Origin of the sequence: Empedobacter sp. 225-1 (genome assembly GCF_030328185.1) — a bacterium.
In the GTDB taxonomy this organism is placed as follows: Bacteria; Bacteroidota; Bacteroidia; order Flavobacteriales; family Weeksellaceae; genus Empedobacter; species Empedobacter stercoris.
In genome coordinates this window covers 22268-45775 of sequence record NZ_JACALO010000014.1, presented here as the reverse complement: position 1 = coordinate 45775, position 23508 = coordinate 22268, and the positions used below count along the sequence as shown (strand labels likewise).

At 33.0% G+C, this 23508-nt stretch carries 18 protein-coding genes; 8 read left to right on the top strand and 10 right to left on the bottom strand.

Annotated features, from left to right (window positions below; translation table 11 throughout):
* Nucleotides 1-11: 11 nt before the first annotated feature.
* Nucleotides 12-1541 (bottom strand): L-piperidine-6-carboxylate dehydrogenase, encoded by a 1530-nt coding sequence (gene amaB, locus HX088_RS05890; protein ID WP_286483665.1) that lies wholly within the window; start codon nucleotides 1539-1541, stop codon nucleotides 12-14.
* Between the two features lie 141 nt (nucleotides 1542-1682).
* Between amaB and HX088_RS05885 the strand changes: the two genes are divergently transcribed.
* Nucleotides 1683-2849: an acyl-CoA dehydrogenase family protein gene (locus HX088_RS05885; RefSeq protein WP_260543430.1), complete on the top strand. Its 1167-nt coding sequence runs from the start codon at nucleotides 1683-1685 to the stop codon at nucleotides 2847-2849.
* A gap of 72 nt (nucleotides 2850-2921) precedes the next feature.
* The gene (locus HX088_RS05880; RefSeq protein WP_286483664.1) at nucleotides 2922-4598 is read left to right on the top strand and encodes a PNGase F N-terminal domain-containing protein; all 1677 of its coding nucleotides are present in this window, start codon (nucleotides 2922-2924) and stop codon (nucleotides 4596-4598) included.
* 147 nt (nucleotides 4599-4745) lie between these two features.
* Here the strand turns inward: HX088_RS05880 and HX088_RS05875 are convergent, their stop codons facing one another.
* Nucleotides 4746-8207: a methylmalonyl-CoA mutase family protein gene (locus HX088_RS05875; protein WP_284583826.1), complete on the bottom strand. Its 3462-nt coding sequence runs from the start codon at nucleotides 8205-8207 to the stop codon at nucleotides 4746-4748.
* A 178-nt stretch (nucleotides 8208-8385) separates the two neighbouring features.
* On the opposite strand from HX088_RS05875, the gene HX088_RS05870 reads away from it, so the two are divergent.
* On the top strand, nucleotides 8386-9288 hold the full coding sequence (locus HX088_RS05870) for a hypothetical protein (RefSeq protein ID WP_171621664.1): 903 nt from the start codon (nucleotides 8386-8388) through the stop codon (nucleotides 9286-9288).
* A 4-nt stretch (nucleotides 9289-9292) separates the two neighbouring features.
* Here HX088_RS05870 and HX088_RS05865 read toward each other — a convergent pair whose 3' ends face one another.
* Nucleotides 9293-9964 carry a uracil-DNA glycosylase gene (locus HX088_RS05865; RefSeq protein WP_188320167.1) on the bottom strand — a complete coding sequence of 224 codons (672 nt, stop codon included), beginning with the start codon at nucleotides 9962-9964 and terminating at the stop codon, nucleotides 9293-9295.
* Nucleotides 9965-10010: 46 nt separating this feature from the next.
* On the opposite strand from HX088_RS05865, the gene HX088_RS05860 reads away from it, so the two are divergent.
* Both HX088_RS05860 and HX088_RS05855 read left to right on the top strand, forming a co-directional pair.
* Entirely contained in the window at nucleotides 10011-12158 is a 2148-nt protein-coding gene (locus tag HX088_RS05860) for an endonuclease MutS2 (RefSeq protein WP_286483663.1), read from the top strand.
* Complete coding sequence (locus HX088_RS05855; protein ID WP_171621661.1) at nucleotides 12139-12480, top strand: hypothetical protein; 342 nt, start codon at nucleotides 12139-12141, stop codon at nucleotides 12478-12480. The genes HX088_RS05860 and HX088_RS05855 overlap by 20 nt, the downstream gene beginning before the upstream one ends.
* Before the next feature lie 28 nt (nucleotides 12481-12508).
* On the opposite strand, the gene HX088_RS05850 is transcribed toward HX088_RS05855, so the two are convergent.
* On the bottom strand, nucleotides 12509-13228 hold the full coding sequence (locus tag HX088_RS05850) for a GLPGLI family protein (protein ID WP_188320169.1): 720 nt from the start codon (nucleotides 13226-13228) through the stop codon (nucleotides 12509-12511).
* Between the two features lie 340 nt (nucleotides 13229-13568).
* Between HX088_RS05850 and HX088_RS05845 the strand changes: the two genes are divergently transcribed.
* From HX088_RS05845 to HX088_RS05835, 3 genes are all read left to right on the top strand, one after another.
* Entirely contained in the window at nucleotides 13569-14195 is a 627-nt protein-coding gene (locus tag HX088_RS05845; protein ID WP_038336698.1) for a peroxiredoxin, read from the top strand.
* 159 nt (nucleotides 14196-14354) lie between these two features.
* The gene (locus HX088_RS05840; RefSeq protein WP_135836238.1) at nucleotides 14355-14672 is read left to right on the top strand and encodes a thioredoxin family protein; all 318 of its coding nucleotides are present in this window, start codon (nucleotides 14355-14357) and stop codon (nucleotides 14670-14672) included.
* Nucleotides 14653-14904 carry a DUF6952 family protein gene (locus HX088_RS05835; RefSeq protein ID WP_171621659.1) on the top strand — a complete coding sequence of 84 codons (252 nt, stop codon included), beginning with the start codon at nucleotides 14653-14655 and terminating at the stop codon, nucleotides 14902-14904. Before HX088_RS05840 ends, HX088_RS05835 begins: the two co-directional genes overlap by 20 nt.
* A 95-nt stretch (nucleotides 14905-14999) precedes the next feature.
* Here the strand turns inward: HX088_RS05835 and HX088_RS05830 are convergent, their stop codons facing one another.
* From HX088_RS05830 to HX088_RS05805, 6 genes are all read right to left on the bottom strand, one after another.
* Entirely contained in the window at nucleotides 15000-16238 is a 1239-nt protein-coding gene (locus HX088_RS05830; RefSeq protein WP_286483662.1) for a T9SS type A sorting domain-containing protein, read from the bottom strand.
* Nucleotides 16239-16322: 84 nt separating this feature from the next.
* Nucleotides 16323-17144 carry a hypothetical protein gene (locus tag HX088_RS05825; protein ID WP_171621655.1) on the bottom strand — a complete coding sequence of 274 codons (822 nt, stop codon included), beginning with the start codon at nucleotides 17142-17144 and terminating at the stop codon, nucleotides 16323-16325.
* Between the two features lie 136 nt (nucleotides 17145-17280).
* Nucleotides 17281-20457: an efflux RND transporter permease subunit gene (locus HX088_RS05820; protein WP_286483661.1), complete on the bottom strand. Its 3177-nt coding sequence runs from the start codon at nucleotides 20455-20457 to the stop codon at nucleotides 17281-17283.
* A 12-nt stretch (nucleotides 20458-20469) separates the two neighbouring features.
* Complete coding sequence (locus tag HX088_RS05815) at nucleotides 20470-21540, bottom strand: efflux RND transporter periplasmic adaptor subunit (RefSeq protein ID WP_286483660.1); 1071 nt, start codon at nucleotides 21538-21540, stop codon at nucleotides 20470-20472.
* Between the two features lie 12 nt (nucleotides 21541-21552).
* Nucleotides 21553-22866 carry a TolC family protein gene (locus tag HX088_RS05810; protein ID WP_284583835.1) on the bottom strand — a complete coding sequence of 438 codons (1314 nt, stop codon included), beginning with the start codon at nucleotides 22864-22866 and terminating at the stop codon, nucleotides 21553-21555.
* A 4-nt stretch (nucleotides 22867-22870) separates the two neighbouring features.
* Entirely contained in the window at nucleotides 22871-23464 is a 594-nt protein-coding gene (locus HX088_RS05805; RefSeq protein WP_286483659.1) for a TetR/AcrR family transcriptional regulator, read from the bottom strand.
* Nucleotides 23465-23508 lie beyond the last annotated feature (44 nt).

Here is a 23508-nt window from a genome sequence, read left to right as displayed (position 1 = left end):
TTTTTTTTAATTTAAAAGTCAAACTTAATTCCTTGCGCTAACGGCACTTCTGTCGAATAATTAATGGTATTCGTTTGTCGTCGCATATACGCTTTCCAAGCATCTGATCCAGACTCGCGGCCACCACCTGTTTCCTTCTCACCACCGAAAGCACCTCCAATTTCGGCACCAGACGTACCAATATTTACATTTGCAATTCCACAATCAGAACCTTGTTGACTTAAAAATAATTCAGCTTCACGAAGATTATTTGTCATGATTGAAGATGATAAACCTTGAGCCACATTATTCTGAATTTCAATTGCATTTAACACATCTCCCGAATATTTGATTAAGTATAAAATCGGTGCAAAAGTTTCATGTTGTACTATTTCAAAATGATTATCAACCTCAGCAATAACGGGTTTCACATAACAACCACTCTCAAAACCATTTCCTTCTAAAACACCTCCTTCAACGATGATTTTCCCACCTTCTTGGTTGATTTTTTCTATTGCTTTCGAATACATCTCTACAGCTTGTTGATCAATTAATGGTCCAACATGATTCGATGTATCCAAAGGATTTCCAATTTTAATTTGTTTGTAAGCATTTACTAATGATTCTTTTACTTTATCATAAATCGACTCATGAACAATTAGACGCCTTGTCGTTGTACAACGTTGTCCTGCCGTACCAACAGCTCCAAATACAGCCGAAGTCAGCATAATCTTAAGGTCAGCATCTGGTGTAACAATAATCGCATTGTTTCCACCTAATTCTAAAATTGTTTTACCTAAACGAGCAGCAACCACTTTGTTCACTTCAATTCCCATTCGCGTAGAACCTGTTGCAGAAACCAATGCTACACGACGATCTGCTGCAATCAATTCACCGATTGATTTATCACCCATCACCAAAGAAGAAACGCCTTCTGAAATATCATTACTTTTTAAAACTTCTGCTAAAATGTGTTGACATGCAACTGCACACAAAGGTGTTTTCTCGCTCGGTTTCCAAACGACAACGTCTCCACAAACCAATGCCAAACATGTATTCCAAGCCCAGACAGCTACTGGGAAATTAAAAGCTGAAATCACACCAACAATTCCAAGTGGATGATATTGATCGTACATACGATGCAATGGTCGTTCTGAATGAATAGTCGAACCATACAATTGACGTGATAACCCAACAGCAAAATCACAGATATCAATCATTTCCTGCACTTCTCCTAAACCTTCTTGATATGATTTCCCCATTTCATACGAAACCAATTTTCCCAAAGAAGCCTTTTTCTCACGAAGTTTATCCCCAAACTGACGAACTATCTCCCCTCTTTTTGGAGCAGGAATCATTCGCCATTCTTTAAAAGCAGCTTGAGCTTTCGTGATAACTTCTTCGTAATCATCTTTTGTAGATGATGCTACTTTTCCTATTAATTTTCCGTCTACTGGCGAGTAAGAAGAAAGCTCTTCACCTTTTCCAAACCAAGTACTTCCTGTCGATGTTCCGAGATTTTCGGAAGAAATACCCAATTCTTTTAATTCGTTTTCTATCATTTTTTTGTGTTATTTTGTGGTTTTAACTTTTACCTAAATTAGTCAAAAGTTTCATAATCTAAAATTTTTAATAAATATTATTCAGAATAATTTTTAATTTACTGAATAATCTTTAGATTTAATAAAATAAAACCGCATAAAATGAATTTAACTACAGATTATTTTAAGATTGATGATTTGTTAACTGAAGAACATAAATTAATTCGTCAATCTGTTCGAGATTTTGTGGACAACGAAATAAAACCTGTTATAGATGATGCTGCACAACATCATAAAGATATCCCTGATTTAATGAAAAAATTAGGTGCAATTGGTGCATTAGGTCCATACATACCAGAAGAATATGGAGGCGCTGGTTTAGATCAAATGTCCTATGGATTAATCATGCAAGAATTAGAACGTGGCGATTCCGCTGTACGATCTGCTGCATCTGTGCAATCTTCTTTGGTCATGTATCCTATTTATGCATTTGGTTCTGAAGAACAAAAACGCAAGTATTTACCAAAATTAGCTTCTGGAGAATTCATCGGAAGTTTTGGATTAACAGAACCTAATCACGGCTCTAATCCAGGCGGAATGGAAACTCGTCTAACAAAAAATGGTGATCATTATGTGTTAAATGGAGCAAAAATGTGGATTACAAATTCGCCAATTTGTGATATTGCTGTTGTTTGGGCAAGAGATGAAGAAGGAAAAATAAGAGGTGTAATTGTAGAACGCGGAATGCCAGGTTTTACAACACCAGAAACATTAAACAAATGGTCATTAAGAGCTTCTAAAACAGGAGAGTTAGTTTTTGAGAATGTAAAAATAGAAGAAAGCCATATTTTACCAGAAGTGAATAGTTTACGTGGCCCTTTATCATGTTTAAACTCGGCTCGATACGGAATATCTTGGGGTGTAATTGGCGCTGCAATTGATTGTTACGAATCTGCTTTAAACTATTCATTACAAAGAACTCAATTTGGAAAACCGATTGCTTCTTATCAATTACAGCAAAAAAAATTAGCCGAATTTATTACAGAAATTACAAAAGCTCAGTTGTTATGTTGGCGATTAGGTACATTGAAAAATGAAAACAAAGCAACGCCAGAACAAATTTCTATGGCAAAGCGTAACAATGTAAAAATGGCTTTGGACATTGCAAGAGAGTCTCGTCAAATCATTGGTGCAATGGGAATTGTTGGTGATTTCCCTATGATGCGACATGCTGCAAACTTAGAATCTGTTATTACGTACGAAGGTACGCACGATGTTCACTTATTGATTACTGGTGCAGATATCACAGGAATTAATGCATTTGTGTAAGAATATTTTTCATACTAATAGATAATTTTATAGGTTTACAATTCGTTTGTAAACCTTTTTTAATTATCACACATGAAATCGAAATCAATTTTATTTATTATGTTTTGTATTCAAGCGATTGCTTTGAATGCACAAGAAACCTACAAAATTACCTATGAACGATTTTCAAATGGTAAAAAAGTAATCGAAAGCAATCCAATACAAGTATTAGCTAATACGAAAGAAACCATTATTGGTAAGCAAGAAAGCTTTCATCACACGACAAACTATCCTGATGAAATGGTTTATTACACCAAAACAAATCCTTCTGTTATTTCATTGGTGACACAATTTGATTCGGTTCATTCTATTATCTCTAATGATTCAATTGCTCTAAATAAATCGGTTTTTACAATTACAAAAGAAACCAAACGTATTTTAGGTTTGCGTTGTAAGAAAGCAACAACCTCTATCAACTCAAACACTATCGATGTTTGGTTTGTCGATAATATGGACATCAATGCTGCGCCAACAATAGTGGGACTGAGTTTGGGATTTGTGTTAGAGTTTACACGTAATAATAATATGACCATTCGAGCATCGAAAATAGAACGTCAAAAAGAACCTATTCCAAGCCAATATATTGCAAAAGAATTACTACATGAACCTGTCGATATCTTAACTTATAAAGATATTATCTGGAAAAGTAAGTTTGTAGACATTCCACTTTTAACCAATCAACAGATAAATTTCAGCAATAACTTCCTATCAAACGATTCGATTTATCGCTTTGTTAATGGAACTGTTGTGGTCAGAAAAATAAAACTTCCATTAATTAAAGAAGGAAGTCAAATTTTCTTAAATGTTACACAACAATCAAATGGAGATGCTTATGACCGTACAGGTTCGGTTTTTTTGATCCCGCGCGATTCTAAAATCACGTTTATGGATGCTTTGCAAAAAGGAATCAATCAATTGCCTGTATACACTGCGCCAAACAACAAGAAGTATCAAGGTTATTTTTTAACAGAAAATTATACACCAACTATTGAATTGATGCGATTCTTTACACCTTTTGGCATTAATAAATTTAATCACATACAACTGAAAGGTCAATCATGGGAAACAGAAGCAAGGTACCGTCAAGAGATCACAGAATTGCAACGATTATTGTCTAATCAAGAGGTTTTAGTTGGATTTTTTATCGGAAATTATGATCAAGGTGGGCATACAATTTCAGCCAATATCACAGTTCATCCTTCCAATTCTTCAACTCTTCCAAACAAAAAAGTGCAACCTATTTTCAACACAACAAACATCATGGAAATGGCAGGTCAAGAATACCCTTCTTTGTTTGATAATCCGAATGGTTTTACAGTTGAATTTACTCTGAAAGAAGATTATAACAATGCAAAATTACGCTTTACAACGACTGGACATGGTGGTTGGGAAAACGGAGACGAATTTGTACCAAAGGAAAATAGTGTTTTTCTTGATGGACAAAATGTGTTCAATATCATTCCTTGGCGACAAGATTGTGGGTCGTATCGTGCTTACAATCCTGCTTCGGGAAACTTTGACAATGGGTTATCTTCCTCTGATTACAGCCGTTCTAATTGGTGTCCAGGCACAGTTACAAACCCATTTTTTATAGATTTAGGGAACTTAAAAGCGGGAAAACACAGCTTGCAGGTTAAGATTCCTCAAGGAAAACCAGAAGGAAACGCGTTTAGTTATTGGAATGTTTCGGGGGTTCTTTTAGGAGAATAAACTGATAGTGATTTGAAACCTGCGCTACTTTTACCAAAAACCTGCGCAGAAGTTTACCAAAACCTGCGCAGGTTTTTACATGAACATCAAAAGCCCTGTAAATACAGGGCTTTTGATTCTATAAAATTTATGATATTTAACTAAAAACTACATGTTTCTTCTGTACTGACCACCTACTTTGAATAAAGCATCTGTAATCTGCCCAAGAGAACAAACTTTGGTCACATCCATCAACGCTTCAAATATATTACCGTTCTGAATAGCGATTTGTTGTACTTTCTCTAACCATACTTTTGCTTGTTCTTCTTTCGATTGATGCAAGCGTTCTTTCGTTTTAATTTGGAATTGTTTTTCCTCTTCTGTTGCACGAATAACCTCTGCCGGAACCACTGTTGGCGAACCTTTAGAACTTAAGAACGTGTTTACACCAATAATTGGGAACGTTCCGTTGTGTTTCAACGTTTCGTAATACAACGATTCTTCTTGTATTTTAGAACGTTGATACATCGTTTCCATCGCGCCTAAAACACCTCCACGCTCTGTAATACGATCAAACTCTTGTAAAACCGCTTCTTCCACTAAGTCGGTTAACTCTTCGATAATGAACGAACCTTGAATTGGATTTTCGTTTTTCGCTAAACCTAATTCTTTGTTGATAATCAACTGAATAGCCATTGCTCTACGTACCGATTCTTCTGTTGGCGTTGTAATCGCCTCATCGTACGCATTGGTATGCAACGAGTTACAGTTGTCGTAAATCGCATATAATGCTTGCAACGTTGTACGAATATCGTTGAAATCAATTTCTTGTGCGTGTAACGAACGACCAGATGTTTGAATATGATACTTCAACATTTGCGCTCTTTCGTTCGCTCCGTATTTATTCTTCAAGGCTTTTGCCCAAATTTTACGCGCCACACGACCAATTACTGAATATTCTGGATCGATACCATTTGAGAAGAAAAACGATAAGTTTGGTCCAAACGCATTGATATCCATTCCGCGAGATAAATAATATTCCACATACGTAAATCCATTTGCCAACGTAAACGCCAATTGTGTAATTGGATTCGCTCCTGCCTCTGCAATATGGTAACCCGAAATAGAAACCGAATAGAAGTTACGAACATTTTGATTGATGAAATACTCTTGAACATCTCCCATCAAACGCAACGCAAACTCAGTACTGAAGATACATGTGTTTTGTGCTTGATCTTCTTTTAAAATATCTGCCTGAACCGTTCCACGAACTTGTGCCAACGTGTTTTTCTTAATTTCAGCATACACCTCTGCAGGTAAAACTTGATCTCCAGTTACACCTAACAACATCAATCCTAAACCATCGTTCCCTTCTGGTAAATCGCCATTGTAACGTGGTCTTTCTAAGCCTTTGTCTTCGTAAATAGCTTTAATTTTCGCTTCCGTTTCTGCTTCTAAACCATTTTCCTTGATGTATTTCTCACAGTTTTGATCGATAGCCGCATTCATAAAGAACCCTAACAACATAGGTGCAGGACCGTTAATGGTCATCGAAACCGATGTCATAGCATGTGATAAATCGAAACCAGAATACAATTTTTTTGCATCATCTAAACAACAAATCGAAACACCTGCATTACCAATCTTACCGTAAATATCAGGACGATGCCCTGGATCGTTTCCGTATAAAGTCACCGAGTCAAAAGCTGTTGACAAACGCTTCGCTGGCATGCCTTTCGACACATAATGAAAACGTCTGTTAGTACGTTCTGGTCCACCTTCACCTGCAAACATACGCGTTGGATCTTCTCCTTCGCGTTTAAACGGATATAATCCCGACGTAAATGGAAACTCTCCTGGTACGTTTTCTTGTAAAACCCAACGTAAAATATCGCCCCAAGCTTCGTACTTTGGCAACGCAATTTTAGGGATTTGTAAGTGCGATAACGACTCAGAATGTGTCTGAATTTTAATCTCTTTATCGCGAACTTTAAACGTATAAACCGGATTTTTATATTTATTTACCTTTTCATCCCAAGTTGTAATAACTTCCCAGTTGAAAGGATCTAAGTTCATTTTATATTTATCAAATTCTGCTAAAAGAACTTTTACTAAATCAGCGTTGTCTGTCCCAGTAACTTCGACTCCATGCGGAGTGACAGTAGGCATTTTACCAGAAAGCGTTTCGATTGTTTTGAAAAAACCGTACAACTTCTGTGCAACTTCTTTTTGAGAAACTACTTTTGCATCGTAACCTCTATTATTTTCAGCAATTTCAGATAAATAACGAGTACGAGCAGGCGGAATCACAAAGATTTTCTCTGACATCTCCTTTGTAATTTCAAAAGTAGATTTCAAATCAGCTCCCGTTTTTTCAACCACTTTATCAATAATAGACTTGTATAATTGATTCGTTCCTGGATCGTTAAATTGAGAGGCTATTGTTCCAAAAACTGGCATTTCATCAGGATTTACATCCCACAGATTATGATTGCGTTGGTATTGTTTTTTCACATCGCGTAACGCATCTAAAGCACCACGTTTATCAAATTTATTGATCGCAACAATGTCAGCAAAATCTAACATGTCGATTTTTTCTAACTGCGTTGCAGCACCAAATTCTGGTGTCATGATGTACAATGATGCATCCGAATGATCTAAAATTTCGGTGTCCGATTGTCCAATTCCTGAAGTTTCTAAAATAATCAAATCATATTGCGCCGCTTTCAAAACCTGAATCGCTTCCTCTACATATTTAGACAAAGCTAAGTTTGATTGACGAGTTGCTAACGAACGCATGTACACACGAGGGTTGTTAATTGAATTCATACGAATACGATCGCCTAACAACGCTCCTCCTGTCTTCTTTTTTGAAGGATCAACTGAAACCAACGCAATTGATTTCTCTGGAAAATCAATTAAAAAACGACGCACTAATTCATCAACCATAGAAGATTTCCCTGCTCCACCTGTTCCAGTAATTCCTAAAACTGGTGCCGATTTATCTGCTACTTTATCATAGTCAAAGGCTTTTAAAAAGTCCTCTTCGCGATTTTCTGCTAACGAAATTAAACGAGCAATCGTTGTGATGTCTTTATCTTGTAACGATTGATACACATCTTTTCCGTTTGGTAACTCTAAAGCAGCTGTAGGGAAATCAGATTTCTCAACCATATCGTTAATCATTCCTTGCAAACCTAATTCGCGCCCGTCATCTGGAGAATAGATACGTGTAATTCCGTAATTCATCAATTCCTTGATTTCCGAAGGTAAGATAACTCCACCTCCACCACCAACGATGCGGATATGACCTGCTCCTCTTTCTTGAAGCAAATCGTACATATACTTAAAATATTCGTTATGACCACCCTGATATGATGTCATAGCAATTGCATTTGCATCTTCTTGAATGGCTGTATTTACAACATCTTCAACAGATTTATCGTGACCTAAATGTATAACCTCGCAACCTGTTGCTTGGATAATACGACGCATGATATTAATAGCAGCATCGTGCCCATCAAACAAAGCAGCAGCAGTTACAATACGCACTTTGTTTTTAGGATGATAAGCCTCTTGTATAGGATGTACAAACTTTTCTTTCTTTTCTTCTTGAGTAATTTGTGACATTTATTTGTGATTTTGATTTTTAATGACTCTTGCTAAGATACTATAATTTTTAAACTAAAAATATACCTATAAATTATCATATCAAGTAAAATAAACAAATAACATTGACAGGTTCATAAATTTTCTTTTGATTTTATTGCAATATATCATTAACTTTAAAAGCACTAAACTGAGTTATATGAATACTTATACTTTGAAAAACCTTTCTGAATTTTCTGAATTGAATGAACAAATGATTACATTATGGAATAAGAAGTATAAGCTTTTTACGGAAGAAAAAATTAATCAAAATACTTTATTTGATCACGAAAATTTAAAGAAATTAATGCTGATCTCTTTTCTTAATGAATCAAATAAAAAAAATACGATTGAGAAATTGAGTTTAAAGACAATTTCCGAATTACAAGTTATTTGTGAATTTGAGATACAAACTTATCTTCAAAATAATAAAAATTATCGTCCATTAATTAAACTAATGGTTTGTTCGTGTTTTTCGTATGATGCGAAGTTTTTTGATACAGTCTTAACCATTTGCTTCAAAAAATTAGGCATTGGGATTTGTTGTAACGACATTGTATTTCCTTTTTTGAGTCTTATGTCAGAAATACTTGCAAAGTATTCAATACAAGAATCATTGATTTCATTTTCTAATAATTTAATTCGAAAACATCTTTTTTATCTTATTAAATCAATAAATCAAACAGAAACGAATAATCGCAAATGGATGTTGTTTTTACCACAAGATGAATTTCATGATTTAGAACTGTTATATTCTTATTTATTTTTAAAAATAAACAATGAAAAAGGAATTTATTTAGGTGAAAATCAAAGTTTAAAATCTATTATAGAATGTTTGGAACATCTAAACATCACCCATATCGTTATTTACATCAGTGAAAATTATAATATAAATACGCTAACAGATTATATCATCACTATCAAAAAAAAATATCCTACAATCACTATTTTTTTAACAAGCTATAAACCTTTAAAAGAGAAAATAACAGATAAAATCCCATATATTAATATCAATTCTCCTCAGATGTTTAATGCATATCTAAAAAAAATTATGATGATGTAATTGGCTATTTTATTTTCCAATCAATTGGCTGAATATTTTTAGCTTCTAAAAATGAATTGGTTTTAGAAAAAGGTTTACTTCCCCAAAACCCTCTGTAAGCTCCTAATGGAGACGGATGTGCAGATTCGATCACAAAATGTTTAAAACGATCTATTTTTGCACCTTTTTTTTGTGCATAGGCTCCCCATAATATAAACACTACGTTGTCTTTTTTATCTGAAAGCTGTTGTATCACAGCATCTGTAAACTTTTCCCAACCTTTCTTTTGATGTGATCCAGGATTTGATGCTTCAACGGTTAATGTTGCATTCAATAAAAGAACACCTTGTTTTGCCCAAGGTTCTAAATTACCTGAAGTAGCAATTTCAATGTCCAAATCATTCTTTAATTCTTTGTAAATATTGCGTAAGCTTGGAGGTAATTTAATTCCATCTGCAACAGAAAAAGACAATCCATTCGCCTGTCCTTCCCCATGATAGGGATCTTGCCCAATTAAAACGACTTTAACATTGTCAAATGATGTATTATCAAAAGCAGAAAATATTTTGGATGCGGGAGGGTAAATTGTTTTTGTTTGGTATTCATCTCTAACAAAATCAATCAATTTTATAAAATAATCTTTCTCAAATTCATCCTTCAATACTTCTTTCCAAGTCGCATCAATCTTCACATCCATTTTTCACTTTTATTACGGAAACAAAATTATGCGTAAATTTGTATCAATGCAAATATCAGAACAAACTTTAAAGGATTTAGAATTTAATGCGGTACAAAAAGAAATCGCAGAATTTGCTTATACAGAAAAGGTTGAAGAATTTATTCATCAATTAAAACCTTATGAAGATCACCAAATTTTGGTGCAGGACCTTCAGACGACAAATGAATATTTGAAAACATTTGAAACGGGAAATCGTTTTCCTTTTTCAGAATATTATATTTTAGATGAAAATCTGAGTCGATTAGAAATCGAAAATTATTATTTGCCAGCCGAAGAATTTTTCAAAATCAAGGCCAATACACTTCAAGTAAAAGAAATCTTGAAATATTTGACGCTTTTTCATGAGTACACACCTGTTTTATTCGAGAAAGCTTCGACGATTAACTACGAAAAAAATATCGTAAAATTAATTGATCAAGTATTCAATAAATTTGGAGAAATAAAAGATGATGCAAGTCCAGCTTTAAAAATTGTACGTGATAGACTTCGTCATTTAAATGGTCGTATTACCGAATTATTTAACAAGTCGATGAGTTATCATTCTGATTATCTGGATGATATTCGTGAATCTGTTATTGGAAATCGTCGAGTTTTAGCTGTAAAATCTGCGTTAAGAAAACGTGTAAAAGGTCAATTTTTAGGAACATCAAAAACAGGATCAATTACATTTATTGAGCCAGAGAGTGTCCTAAATCCTCGTCGCGAATGGGAAGAATTTAAAGAAGAAGAAAAACATTTGATTATTCAAATTTTATTGGATTTAACTGCTCAAATTGCGGAATACAAACCTCATCTTGAAGAATATCAAACGTTTTTGGAATACATTGATTTTACACAAGCTAAAGCAAATTATGCGTATTTAATCAATGGTATTTTACCCGAAATTTCAGAAAAGAGAATCATTAAATTAGTGGATGCGTTTCATCCGGTTTTGTATTTAAACAATAAAAGAAAAACACAAAAAACAATTCCACAAAGTTTAGAAATAAACGAAGATTGCCGAATCATTATTATTTCTGGACCAAATGCAGGGGGAAAATCCATCACATTAAAAACAATTGGTTTATTGCAATTGATGATTCAAAGTGGAGTTTTAGTTCCTGTAAAAGAAGAAAGTCAATTTGGATTTTTTGATCAAATTTTTACCGATATTGGGGATAATCAGTCGATTGAAAATCATTTATCAACCTACAGTTATCGTCTAAAACAAATGTCGTATTTTTTGAAAAATGCAGATGACAAAACATTATTATTGGTTGATGAATTTGGTACGGGCTCTGACCCTGAATTAGGTGGTGCATTAGCAGAAGTATTCTTTGAAGAGTTTTATGAACGAAATTCTTTTGGCGTTTTTACAACGCATTACACCAATATCAAATTGAGTGCTGAAAGCTTACCAGAAGCGATAAATGCTTGTATGTTGTTTGATAAAAAAACGCTCGAACCACTTTATCGTTTAGAAATTGGGCAAGCTGGAAGTTCGTTTACATTTGAAGTAGCAGAGAAAAATAAAATTCCTTACCGTTTGATTAATCGTGCGAAGAAAAAAGTTGAAAGTGAAAAAGTAAGTTTAGATAAAACTATTTTAAAACTTCAACAAGAAAAATTCGAAATTCAAAAAACGAAAGATCATGTTGAAGAGTTACGCGAAACGAATATTGAACATAATGAAAAATTAGAACTAACGAACGAAAAAATTCAGCAAAAATTATATGATTTCCAACAATTATATGATCGTGAACAAAAACGTTTGAAATTGGGTGAACGTATTTCGGACATGGCTGATTCTTACTTAAAAACGAAGAATAAAAAACAAATGATTGCCAATTTCTTGAAGTTGATTGAAATGGAAAATTCGAAAAAGACGAAAGAAGTTCAACAGTTAAAGAAAATCGAAAAAATTGTAGAGAAAGAAGTTAAGCGAGAATTAAAAGAAAATTCAGAAACAATTTCTCAACAAAAACAAGTCATTGAACAGAAAGAAAAAGCTGAAACGAAGAAAAAAATTGAGGCATTGAAAGTTGGTGATCGTGTCAAAATTCATGGTTCATCGAGTGTTGGAACGATAGATAAATTGAAAAAAGATACCGTTTTTGTAAATTACGGCTTATTTACAACTCAAATCAATGTCAATGAAGTATATAAAATTTAGTTTTTTCATTTTATTATTAAGTTTTCAGTCTTGTTTATGGCAAGAAGATGACAGCAAACATTATTCTTGTTCTTTTACAGTTGATGTAACAGATTGGAACAAAACCTTGAATAATTGCAAGTATACCGTCACTATCAACAATAGAGGAATGATGAATGAGAAAGGTATTTTTCAATTTAAATTTAAAAATGCTTCAAAAATTTATTCGAAACATTCGGCTATATATACAATTCAAGAAGGGATTAATACTATTCCGATAGAAATAAGTAATTGTAATTTTGCAGATGAAATAATTGATGTTTGTTTTATGCAATATAAATAAGGACTTCTAAATTGAAGTCCTCATTCTTTTAATCTTTCTCTACGCCTTGATTTATTATTCCTCCAGATTTTCCCATTGATTTCTCTATCTCCTTGTCATATTCTTCCTTGGTTACTTTCTTCGATTTATTTGGTATTTCTATTTTCCCTGCGTATGGTTTTAAATGAATTGCCGTAAAACTAACATTTGTATCCATATCACTTATAAATGGTAATTTGAATTTAATTTTTAAAATTAACCCCGGTAATCCGTTAAAACGAGAAGGTCCGTCACGAAAAGGTAAATCTGGTGCGTACCACGCTTCCACAGTTTGTGTAGAATTGGTATATATTGCTTTTCTGACTTTGTAACCTAAGATTGTTGATTCTTCTTTACTCAATATCCAAGGGAAAGACTGAATTGAATCTTTAATAAACAACTTCGGTTTCATTATACTATTTTCATATAACTCTTTTGCATTGAAATCTTTAAAAATAGTTGCGCTTATATTAGTTGTCAATCCAAAAGAAGTTCCTCGATTTTGTTCATTATTGATCCGTTCAATTTCTGTGTAATTTGATTTTAAATTATTCACAACCAACTCAAAATAATAGCGTTTATTCTCAGAATTAGAAAGCATTTCCTCTTGTTTTACAGATAATTGCTTTAAATTACTTTTGTCAAACTCTTGACGAACTTCATACTCTACACGAATGGCATCTTGCGAAACTCCAATTATTGGCAGAAGAATAAATAAATATTTTAGCATTTTTGTATCATTTTAGCTCTACTAATATAGAAATAAAATTTAAATCATTTTAAATAATCTTCAACATAAGGAATATCATTCTTTAAGGTAAAAAATCTCCGTAAATTAGCGTAAAGATAAGATGAACGCTTGATTTCATTAGGAGTTTAGTAGAATTTGATTTAATGATTTTTATTAATTCTATGTTATAAATAATATTTATAGTTTAATCTATAATTGAAATTAAAAATCTATTGACTATTGAAATTATCGGCCTAAATTTGCATCAGTAAAAGAGATAAAAACTTTAATTAGTTTTATCAAATTTAGAATTATTAAACAAAATATAAAAACTAAAATTATGTCATTAGTAGGAAAAAAAGCGCCTTTATTTACAGCGCCAGCAGTAATTGATGGAGACGAAATCGTAGAAAACTTTTCAATGCCAATCGGAGAGAAAAATATCGTTTTATTTTTCTACCCAAAAGACTTCACATTTGTTTGTCCAACAGAATTACACGCTTTCCAAGCTAAATTAGCTGAATTCGAAAAAAGAGATGCTGTTGTAATCGCTGCTTCTTGTGATTCAGAAGAAACTCACTTAGCATGGTTAAACACTGCTAAAGATAACGGAGGTATCGAAGGTGTTACTTACCCAATCGTTGCAGATTTAGCTAAAACTATTGCTATGGACTATGGTGTATTAGCAGGTGAGTATGTGTACAACGAAGAAAACGATTCATTAAAATTTGAAGGAGCTCCAGTTGCTTACCGTGGTACTTTCATCATCGACAAAAATGGAGTTGTTCGTCACGAAACAATCAACGATTTACCATTAGGTCGTAACATCGATGAGTATGTACGTTTATTAGACGCAATTTTACACGTTGAGAAATACGGTGAAGTTTGTCCAGCTAACTGGGAAGAAGGAAAAGATGCTATGAACGCTACTAAAGATGGTGTAGCTTCTTACTTAGCTTCTCACTAAAAAATAACTTGGAATCTTAGAATTCCAAAATTCACGGAGAGGCTGTCTAAATTTTGACAGAAGATTTTTAACTGATTTATTTTCAATGTAAAATCACTAAGTTAATACCTTAGACAGCCTTTTTTATATCCAATTTTTAACACTTTAAAAATTAAAAAAATGTTTGCAGAATTAGAACAAGATAACTTAGCACAAGTAGTTGCTGATAACAATATCGTAATTGTACAATATGGTGCTGGATGGTGCGGAAACTGCCGTTTGGTAAAACCAAAATTCAAAAAATTAGCTGCTGAATACGAAGGTCAAGCAGAATTTTTATATGTTGATGCTGAGAAATTAGTAGAATCAAGAAAATTGGCTGAAGTTCCAAATTTACCAACTTTCGCTGTTTTCAAAGGAGGAGTTAATGTAGGACAAGTAACTGCATCTAAAATTGATGCTGTAAAAGAATTGATCAATGAAGCTGCCGGTATTTAAAAATTTAGCAAAAAACGTTTCGATTGAAGCAATGGAAACGGCTTTAGAAGTTTTAGAAGTTTATGCTGATTCTCCAGCGGTTAAAGAGCCAGAGCAAGAAGTAATCGGTGAAATGATTTCTAACATTTGTGGAGCAATGGAAATGAAACAAATGATGGAAGAAGAAGGAATGGACGAGCGTACTGCTGCCAATACTTTCATGCAACGTGTGATGGGTTCTATCGATAAATAAGATATTACACACTTTATATAAAAAAAGGATTTCGAATGAAATCCTTTTTTTTATTTATTTTGTCCAGAACTAAAATAAGTTGACACTAAATCAACTTATTTTTTTAGAATTTGTTTTGTAGTAACATTTCCTTTATTGTCGATTAATTTTAAAATATAATTTCCTTTTGAGAAATTTCTAATATCGATTTTAGTTGTTATCGAAGATTGATGGATTAATTTTCCACTGATATCATAAATTTCTACTTTCGATAAAATATTATCCGATTTAATGTAAACAAAATCTGTCGTTGGATTTGGGTAAATTTCTACTGATGAATTATTAATATAATTCTGTGATGTAGATAATTTTGCATCTTTGATAATAACAATTTTATTGTCTGAAGTGTTAAATGCATAGCATCCTTTTCCACAGTTAATTATAGATCCTGTGTAACCAAAAGCTTGAGAAATTGGTAAATTATCAGCCAATAAAAATGTTTCGGCATTGAATCGTTTGAAAGAGATATTACCATTCCAATCGTAACTTGCAAAACATGCTTGATCTGTATTTTCATCGTAAACAACAGGTCCAATTACATTAGGAAATTGACCTATAACAAATGGTTGAGTTGTTACATCTACAACTTTTCCGTCGTACGAATACATTTTGTTGTTAAAATAGCTAAAATTTAAGTTAAATCCTGATAAAACACTTCCCGAAAGGCTTACATTTGAAACACCTCCGTTATTAACAGATAGTCTTCTTATCCCGTATTCTGTCGATTCGTTGTTATAACCGATTAAAGAATTTGCACTCGTAAACTCGATAACGTTACTTCCTGAATGACCTGGAGTTGTTGTAGGTCTCATTACATTATCATCGTAAATTGCTACTCCTCCATGTCTTGGTGTTACGGATTTATAACGTCGAGAAACCGCTATAGTATTGGCTTTACCTGGCATAACTTCTATATCCTCTACATAAAATGACCCCAGAAAAGAATCTGCTCCTAAACTAAATTGCAAATCTGCTTTTTGATTTGGAACATCAAATCTTCTAACGATAGAAGCTCCATCAAAACCTGCGTAAATATATTTACCATCATCAGAAATAGCCAAAACAGTAGGTTCACTTCCCATGAAAACAGTTTTTTCTAATTGAAAAGTTTCTAAATTCACAATTCCAATACTATTGCCATTTGATCCGTTTGCGCTGGAAATACTTGCATAGATTTTATTTGATACTTTGTCGTAAACAATATCATTTGCAGTTACATCAACTGTATATACGTTTAGTTGAGAAAAGCTACAAATAGATGTAGAGATAAATAAAAAGGATAAAAATTTTTTCATAAGCAATTTTATCTTATACAATTAGTTGTTTTTAATTATTTCCAAATATATACTAAATAACTAATCATTTAACAAAAAAAGCAGTTATTCCACTGCTTCTTCTATTTCTTCATTCATATTATTTTCTAATTCACTTAAAGCTAAATTTAATGAAATCTCCGTGCAATACTTTGAACCTAAATCCAATCCTTTTTGAAGAAATTCTTCAGCTTTTTCTTTCTCGCCCGTAAAATAATAATAGTTATAAAACAATCCGTATCCATCTGGGTTTCCTAAATCAAGTACGCGTTGTGCCAATTGCTCTAACTCTTTATTGGGTTCCAATTTCAACTCTTCTGTAGCTGATAAAGTCTCAAAAATACCACCTGATTGTTCAGCAAATTTATACGCAAATACTATTTTACAACTTTCGTCAAAACCATCTTTACAAAGTTTAGCATTTGCTGTTTCGTTTTCTTTTAACTTTCGATTCAAACCTTCTTCATCAAAATCAAACAAATAACTTGCATTATTTTTAAAATTAATGTCATAATTTTGAGCCATCCAACCTGCTCGTTGTGCTAATTTAGCCTCTGTTTGCGGTTTATTTTCGAAAGATTTTAGATTAGATTTGTATACTTTTTTATCAACCCAATCTGAAATTCCTTTTAATTGATTCTTTTCTTTTTTGAAGATAAAAACTGTTTTCTCTACAAAAATCACTACTGAATCGTTGCGCTCAAAAAACTCGTACCCTTCTTCGTCAAATTCAGTGATTGTTACTTTTCCTTTTCCATCAAATTTTAATGGATTGTATAATTCATCCTTTGACTTTGTTGTAAAAACACCTTCTAATGTATTGGTAACTTGTTGAGCAAAAAGAGTTGACACTGCAAAAAGAGCTGTCAAAAGAAATATCTTTTTCATTTATAAAATTCTCAAAATTAATAATTGAATCAAAAATAAAGTTTTTAAATTTTAGAAAACTCACTAATTATAGTTAAAATAAAAAAAGTCGCTCCAAAATAGAGCGACTTCAATTATTAAATATCGAATTGAATGGTTATTTTTCCCATTCTTCTTTTATTTGGCGTGATTGATAATCAGCAACCATTTCTGCTTCATAATCAATTTTTTCTCCTTTTGAGAATCGTCTTATTGCACTATCAAATAAGGAGTAAACTACTGGTACAATGATTAATGTAAGGAATAATGACGAAACTAATCCACCAATAATTACCCATGCTAATCCGTTATTCATCTCTGCTCCTGCCCCTTCTGCTAAAGCGATTGGAATCATACCAAACACCATGGCAATGGTTGTCATTAAAATTGGACGAAGACGCGCATGATTGGCTTGTACCAATGCATCATGAGTTGTTTCTCCTGCTTCTTTCCTATGGTTTGTAAAATCGACCAATAAAATAGCATTCTTACACACTAAACCGATTAACATAATCATTCCGAGAATCGTAAAAATATTCAACGAATTATTCGTTAAAGCTAAAATCAAGAAAACTCCGATTAATGATAATGGAATAGAGAATAATACTACGAATGGATAAACAAATGAGTCGTACAAGGCTACCATGACCAAATAAACTAAAATAATTGCAGCCAATAATGCGTAACCTAATGTACCAAAACCTTCGTCTTGCATTTCTTTGTCTCCACCCCAAACATATGAAACTCCTGTAGGTCGTTTGTTATCTATTTTGTTTAATTTTTCTGTAAATTCATTTATAATATCGCCTGAAGTACGACCAACAGCCTGAGATTGAACTGTAACAGAAGGTGTTTTATCACGACGTTCTAAGAAACTTGGTCCAGAACTTTGCGTCACTGTTGCAAATTGATCCAAACGAATTTGTTGACCTTTATCATTCACAAAAATCAAACTACGAACATCATCAATATTCGAACGATTGAAATCATTGTATTGAATATTAATGTCATATTCGTATTCACCTGCTCTAAATTTACCATCGGTATTTCCAGAAAAAGCCGTTTGCATGGTTAATCCAACCGTTTGCAAATTCAATCCTAATAGAGCCATTTTATCGCGGTCAACTTGGACATTAATTTCAGGATTTCCAGTTTCAGTTGTTAATTTCACTTCCGAAGAACCTTTGATTTGTTCTAATTCTTGTTTGGCTAATTCGGCAAATATCATTGCACTTTCTACATTAGATCCTGTAACCACCAAAGCAATAGGCGCTTCTTCTGCACTAACAATACCTACTGGAACGGTTTTTACTTTTACTCCAACCAATTCTTTTTCTAATTCACGCTTTATTTTTGCAGCATAAATAAACGAATTGTCTTCACGTTCTGATTTATCATTCAAAATAACATCAATCTCCGCTTTGTAAGCTGTTGCTTGTGCTGCTCCGAACCCTTCAGAACTTTGACCAACAGTTGTAATCATATCGACTACTTCTTTTTTATTGCGTAAAAATTTCTCTGCTTTTTGCGTAACAAAATTTGATTCTTCGATTGTTGCATCTTTAGGTAATTCCATTTGCACCAAGAATTCTCCTTTATCCGTTTTAGGAAAAAACTCATTCCCAACATATTTTCCTCCAATTAAAACGCCAACAACTGCAAACAAAACAACAAAAACTCCAACAAAAACTCCAATACGTCGAGTAGTCGTTTTAAGACACCACTCTAACATATCTGAAATGAAGTGTGTAAATTTTGTTAACTGTTTTTCGAACCAAAGAATAAATTTTTCGAAAATATTTTTTCCTGTAATATGCTCTAATTTTCCGAAACGAGAAGACAACCAAGGGACAATTGTAAATGACGATAACAAGGATAATAAGGTTGCTATAACAACTGTCACACAAAATTGTGCAATAATATTCGCTACCAAACCTGTACTCATCGCAATTGGTAAGAATACAACTACAATGACCAATGTAATGGCTGTTACTGTAAATCCGATTTCTTTTGAACCATCATAAGATGCTCTAATCTTCGATTTTCCCATTTCCATGTGACGGTAAATATTCTCTAAAACAACAATGGCATCATCCACCAAAATCCCTACAACAAGAGATAAACCAAGTAAAGACATCAAGTTTAGCGTATATCCCATCAAGTACATTCCGATAAACGTTGCAATTAACGAAGCTGGAATAGAAACCATTACAATAAAGGCATTTCGAATACTATGTAAAAACAAAAACATTACAACTGCAACCAAAACAACTGCTAAAAGCAAATCGAAAATAACATGATTTGCAGCTGCTAATGTAAAGTCAGAAGTATCATTTACAATCTGAATTTTCAATCCTTCTTTCTTATAATCTGTTTCAACTTTTTGGATCGTCTCCTTCATTAATTCAGAAACCGCAACTGCATTTGCGTCAGACTGTTTTACAACCTGAACAATAATCGCTGAACTTTGATTAACTCGTGCTATTTTCTCAACTTCTTTTTGAGAATCTTGTACAAAAGCAACTTCTGATAAACGAACTTGAATTCCATTATTCGAAGAAATAACTAAATTATTTAATTCTTCTACCGATTTATATTTACCAGAAAGACGGATAATTGTCGAATTTTCACGCGTTTTTACACTTCCTGTTGGAAAATCTAAATTAGATGTCAAAATTGCTTGTTGAATTTGAGGGACAGATAAACCATAACCTTTCAATTTCAAAGGATCTAAACTGACTTGAATTTCACGTTCTTGACCACCAATCAAATTTATTTGTGCGACACCTGTCACACGAGACAAAACTGGTTCTATTTTTTTATCTAATAAATCGTACAAATCTTTTTCTGTCAACTTATCAGATGTCACACCGGCAGTAATAATCGGTAAATCACTTAACGAGAATTTCGTCAAAGAAGGTGGATCAACATCGTCTGGTAAATCTTTTTCGATTGCATTAATCTTACGTTGCGCATCATTCAATGCTAAATCTGCATTCGCGTCAGAATTCAACGTTACCATTACAACTGATAAACTTTCGTAGGATTTCGATTCTACTTTTTTTACATTTTCTAAGGCTGCAACGGCATCCTCTATCTTTTTGGTAACAGAGTTTTCAACTTCGTTTGGGGAAGCTCCAGGATAAATTGTTGAAATTGTTACGACATTCGTTTCAAATTTTGGGATTAATTCGTATCCCATCTGTGTGTAACTAAACAATCCTCCCAAGGTTAAAATCGTGAATAACACGATAATCATTGTGGGACGTTTAATTGATATTTCTGCTATTTTCATGGAAAAATTATCTTACTTTACAACATTCACTTTCGTTCCATCTTTCAGATTAATCTGACCACTTGTCACAATTTCAGCTCCTTCTTTTACTCCACTGATAATTTCAACTTCAGTTCCTACCGTTTTTCCAATGACAACTTTCGTTAGTTTTGCGATATTATTTTCAACGACAAAAACTTGTCCAGAACTAATCCCATTTACAAAAGCATTGGATGGGATAACCAAAACATTTTTACCTGCATTAACATCATCTTTTGTGGAAAAAATTGCTGTTCCATACATACCAGCTTTTAATCCCGAATTATTCGAAACTTGAATTTCTACTGGAAAATTTAACGAAGCATCTGCTTTAGGGGCAATAAAAGAAATTTTTCCTGCAAATTCTTGATCTGGAAAAACACTTGCTAACACTTTGATTGTTTGACCAACTTTTAAATTCACAACTTCAGCTTCTGTAACTGTAACTTGTAATTTTAATTTTGATACATTTACAATATCAAACATTTGTGAACCTGGTGCTACAACAGAACCTGGTTCGATGTAACGTTTATTAATTACACCAGAAATTGTTGCTTTTACATTGGTATCGCGCACACGTAAATTTTGAGCAGAAACAGCTGCTCTCGCATTTTTTAATTGTAAACGCGAGTGATCCAATTGTTGCTTTGTTACTCCGCCTGTTTTGTATGCATTTTCGTAACGCTCATTGTCCATTATAGCATTTTGTAAATTATTTTGTGCTTGTGTCACATCAACTTCAATTGCATCTTTTTTAATTGTTGCCAATGTTTGTCCAACAGAAACATAGCTCCCCTCATCAACCAAAACACGCACAATTCGTCCTGAAATTTCAGACGGGAAACTCATTTCTTGAAACGGTGCAAATGTTCCGTTTGATGTATAATCTGTATTCAAGCTTTCGTATTTCGCTTTGACAGTATTCACCACCACCTCATCGGCACTTTCATTTACAATCGCAACCTCTTCTTCTTGCTTCGCTTTGTTATTTTTGATGATGTAAACTGCTCCTCCAATCAAGCCAGCAGCAATTAATATATAAAGTAAAGTTTTTACTGATTTCATAAATCGGTTCTATTATTGAATTAATGTGTTTAAATCTCCTTTGGCTTTTATTAAAGCTATTTCGGCAATTTTATATTCTAATAAAGCATTTGAATAATTATTTCGAGCAGCTGTTAACGCATTTTCGGCATCTAATATTTCTGTCAAATTTGCCAAACCTTGCTGATAATTATTTTGTGTATTTGATAAAACTTTCTCAGCTAACATTACATTTTCTTCTTGAATATCAACACTTTTTAACGTATTTTCAATTTGAGCTTTAGCATTCTGATATTCTAAACTTAACCCCAGTTTCATATCATTCATTTGTTGTTCAATATCGAGTAAATCAATTTCTGCTTGATTTATTTTAGCTTTTGTAGCTCCTCCAGAAAAAATTGGAACTTTTACACTCAATCCAATTGAAGCTAAATCTGACCAAAAATAATCTTTAGACGTTAAAAATTTATCACCCATTCCTGCGACACCATAATTAGCTGCTAAACCAACGGTTGGATAAAGATTTGCACGTTCCGCATCTTTCGCAAAACCTAATAATTCTTTTTGTTTGGATAAAAGTTTGAACGCTGTTCTATTTTCGACTTCAACCTGATGATCTAATAAAACTAAATTTGGGGTAATTGTTTCTTCTTTCAAATGAATTGGCTCATCGATTGGATAACCCATATAAAATTTCAACGCATTTTTGTTGATTTCCACAGCATTTACCAATTGTTGACGTGAAGAGGAAATATTATTTAATTGAACCACAATTCGATCCAAATCAATTGGTTTTGCCAATCCATTTTCCACCAAACTTTTAATAACATTGCGAACTTTATTCGTGTTCTCATAACTTTTATCAATCGTTTTTAATTTTTCTTCTTGAATAAAAACTTGATAATACGCATTTGCTACACGCTCTATAATTTGTTCCTCCGTTAACTCTGCATTGATTTGGTAAAATTCTCGTGTAGATTTCGCCGCTTTAAGTCCTGTAAAAACACGCTGATCAAATAATGTTTGATATACATTAACACCGATATTCGAAACCCAAGGCCTACTCATTTCACCTTTCATTTGTTGCCCCGCAAAGGACAAAACCATTTGCTGTAAAATTGGACTATACTGAATTGCGGCATCAGCACTCACTTGTGGCAAAGCTCCAGCTCTTGCTTCGTCTATTTTGAATTCCGCTTTATTTATTGCTAAATCTGCTCGTTTTGCATCCGCTTTGTTTTCTAATGCAAATTTTATAGCATCTTTTAGTGCAATAATTTCTTGTGCATTTACGGTATTCATTACTGCTATAATCGCTATGGAAAGTAATAATTTGAACCTCTTCATCAATTTATTTCTTATTAAAAAGTGTATTGAGTATAATCTGTTTTCGATCCGAAAGAATTCGTTTAAAATCATCGTCACTTAATTTCAAGTCTAACTGAAGAAGTGGACGAATAGTAAACGGATAATTAATTAACGAAATCATATTCAATAAAAACTGAATTGGTTCCATTTTTTCTATTGTTCCTTTTTCCATTTCTTCTTCTAATCGTTCATAAAAAACTTGGACAACCTCATCCAAATTATCTTTCATTAATTTAGAACACATCGTCTTATTTTTATTCATTTCGGTAACGATATAGGTTTCCAAATAAGGGAATTTTATAGATGTAGCAATTGAATCTTCGATAAACTCTCCTATCATCTCTTTTATATCACGATTTCGATCTAAAATTGCACGCGATTTTTCATTACTCACAACTGTTGCTTCTTCATAAATAATGCTAATCAAATTGTTACGCGATCTAAAATAGTAATTGATCAACGTACGATTCACCTTCGCTTCATCCGCTATTTCTTGTGTAGTAGCATGAAATCTACCTTCACCAAAAAACATCCTTTTTGCTGTTTCTTTGATTAATTCTTCCGTATCATCTTTCATATCTATGTGCTATTTTATTTTTGACAAATTTGTCAAACAAAATT